General features: G+C 56.8%; 2 rRNA genes (1 of these 2 cut by a window edge). Both read right to left on the bottom strand.

Features of this window, described 5'->3' with window-relative positions:
- Positions 1–3: 3 nt before the first annotated feature.
- Positions 4–120 (bottom strand): 5S ribosomal RNA (rrf, locus tag E1166_RS29155).
- Between the two features lie 84 nt (positions 121–204).
- A 23S ribosomal RNA gene (locus E1166_RS29150) occupies positions 205–2,870 on the bottom strand; it runs 441 nt beyond the window's last position.

Here is a 2,870-nt window from a genome sequence, read left to right as displayed (position 1 = left end):
ATTGTCCGGCGGTGTCCTACTCTCCCACACCCTCACGAGTGCAGTACCATCGGCGCTGGAGGGCTTAGCTTCCGGGTTCGGAATGTTACCGGGCGTTTCCCCTCCGCCATGACCGCCGTAACACTATCGACATATCAAACAACACCAACCACACGGTGTGTTGTTCGTTTGTCTAGAGTTGCACAGTGGACGCGTAGCATCTTCGTAGTCAAGTCCTCGGCCTATTAGTACCGGTCAACTGAACCCGTTACCGGGCTTACATTTCCGGCCTATCAACCCAGTCGTCTAGCTGGGGGCCTTACCCCACCAAAGTGGGTGGGATACCTCATCTTGAAGCAGGCTTCCCGCTTAGATGCTTTCAGCGGTTATCCCTTCCGAACGTAGCTAACCAGCCGTGCCCCTGGCGGGACAACTGGCACACCAGAGGTTCGTCCGTCCCGGTCCTCTCGTACTAGGGACAGCCCTTCTCAAGTATCCTACGCGCACGGCGGATAGGGACCGAACTGTCTCACGACGTTCTAAACCCAGCTCGCGTACCGCTTTAATGGGCGAACAGCCCAACCCTTGGGACCTGCTACAGCCCCAGGATGCGACGAGCCGACATCGAGGTGCCAAACCATCCCGTCGATATGGACTCTTGGGGAAGATCAGCCTGTTATCCCCGGGGTACCTTTTATCCGTTGAGCGACACCGCTTCCACATGCCAGTGCCGGATCACTAGTCCCGACTTTCGTCCCTGCTCGACCTGTCAGTCTCACAGTCAAGCTCCCTTGTGCACTTGCACTCAACACCTGATTGCCAACCAGGCTGAGGGAACCTTTGGGCGCCTCCGTTACCCTTTAGGAGGCAACCGCCCCAGTTAAACTACCCACCAGACACTGTCCCTGAACCGGATAACGGTCCGAAGTTAGATACCCGAATCAACCAGAGTGGTATTTCAAGATTGCCTCCACCCATACTGGCGTATGGACTTCACCGGCTCCCACCTATCCTACACAAGCTAACTCAAATACCAATGTCAAGCTATAGTAAAGGTCCCGGGGTCTTTCCGTCCTGCCGCGCGTAACGAGCATCTTTACTCGTACTGCAATTTCGCCGGGCCTGTGGTTGAGACAGTGGGGAAGTCGTTACGCCATTCGTGCAGGTCGGAACTTACCCGACAAGGAATTTCGCTACCTTAGGATGGTTATAGTTACCACCGCCGTTTACTGGCGCTTAAGTTCTCCGCTTCGCCCCGAAGAGCTAACAGGTCCCCTTAACGTTCCAGCACCGGGCAGGCGTCAGTCCATATACATCGAATTACTTCTTCGCATGGACCTGTGTTTTTAGTAAACAGTCGCTTCCCCCTGCTCTCTGCGGCCATACAACGCTCCACCCGCGCGGGGCTTCACGTCTCCGGCCCCCCTTCTCCCTAAGTTACGGGGGCAATTTGCCGAGTTCCTTAACCACAGTTCGCCCGATCGCCTCGGTATTCTCTACCTGACCACCTGTGTCGGTTTGGGGTACGGGCCGCTAAGAACTCGCTAGAGGCTTTTCTCGGCAGCATAGGATCACTGACTTCACCTGAATCGGCTCGGCATCACGTCTCAGCCACAAGGTGTGCGGATTTGCCTACACACCGGCCTACACGCTTACCCCGGCACAACCACCGGCCGGGCTCAGCTACCTTCCTGCGTCACCCCATCGCTTGACTACTACCCGCCAGGTTCCCACGCTCCCCACCCTCAACCCGAAGGTCTTGGATGGTTCGGATGGTTAGCACAACGAGGTTCATCAGGGACGCTCTTTCGCGGGTACGGGAATATCAACCCGTTGTCCATCGACTACGCCTCTCGGCCTCGCCTTAGGTCCCGACTCACCCAGGGCGGATTAGCCTGGCCCTGGAACCCTTGGTCATCCGGCGGAAGGGTTTCTCACCCTTCTTTCGCTACTCATGCCTGCATTCTCACTCGTGCCGCGTCCACAACTCGATCACTCGGCTGCTTCACCCCCGGCACGACGCTCCCCTACCCATCCACACACCTGCACAACACATCAAGGCGTCGCGTGGTTAAAATGTGAATGCCACAGCTTCGGCGGTGTGCTTGAGCCCCGCTACATTGTCGGCGCGGAACCACTTGACCAGTGAGCTATTACGCACTCTTTAAAGGGTGGCTGCTTCTAAGCCAACCTCCTGGTTGTCTATGCGACCCCACATCCTTTTCCACTTAGCACACGCTTAGGGGCCTTAGCTGGTGATCTGGGCTGTTTCCCTCTCGACTACGAAGCTTATCCCCCGCAGTCTCACTGCCGCGCTCTCACTTACCGGCATTCGGAGTTTAGCTGATTTCGGTAAGCTTGTGGGCCCCCTAGACCATCCAGTGCTCTACCTCCGGCAAGAAACACACGACGCTGCACCTAAATGCATTTCGGGGAGAACCAGCTATCACGGAGTTTGATTGGCCTTTCACCCCTAACCACAGGTCATCCCCCAACTTTTCAACGTTGGTGGGTTCGGCCCTCCACACGGTCTTACCCGCGCTTCAGCCTGCCCATGGCTAGATCACTCCGCTTCGGGTCTAGAGCATGCGACTCAAACGCCCTATTCAGACTCGCTTTCGCTACGGCTCCCCCACACGGGTTAACCTCGCCACATGCCACTAACTCGCAGGCTCATTCTTCAAAAGGCACGCCGTCACCCCGCAAGGCTCCGACGGATTGTAGGCGAACGGTTTCAGGTACTATTTCACTCCCCTCCCGGGGTACTTTTCACCATTCCCTCACGGTACTCGTCCGCTATCGGTCACCAGGAAGTATTTAGGCTTACCAGGTGGTCCTGGCAGATTCACGGCAGATTTCAGGGGTCCGCCGCTACTCGGGAACACCCACAG

Origin of the sequence: Micromonospora sp. KC213 (genome assembly GCF_004348325.1) — a bacterium.
Lineage (GTDB): Bacteria > Actinomycetota > Actinomycetes > Mycobacteriales > Micromonosporaceae > Micromonospora.
Note: the sequence above shows the minus strand (reverse complement) of the source record. Positions and strands in the feature narration are given on the sequence as shown.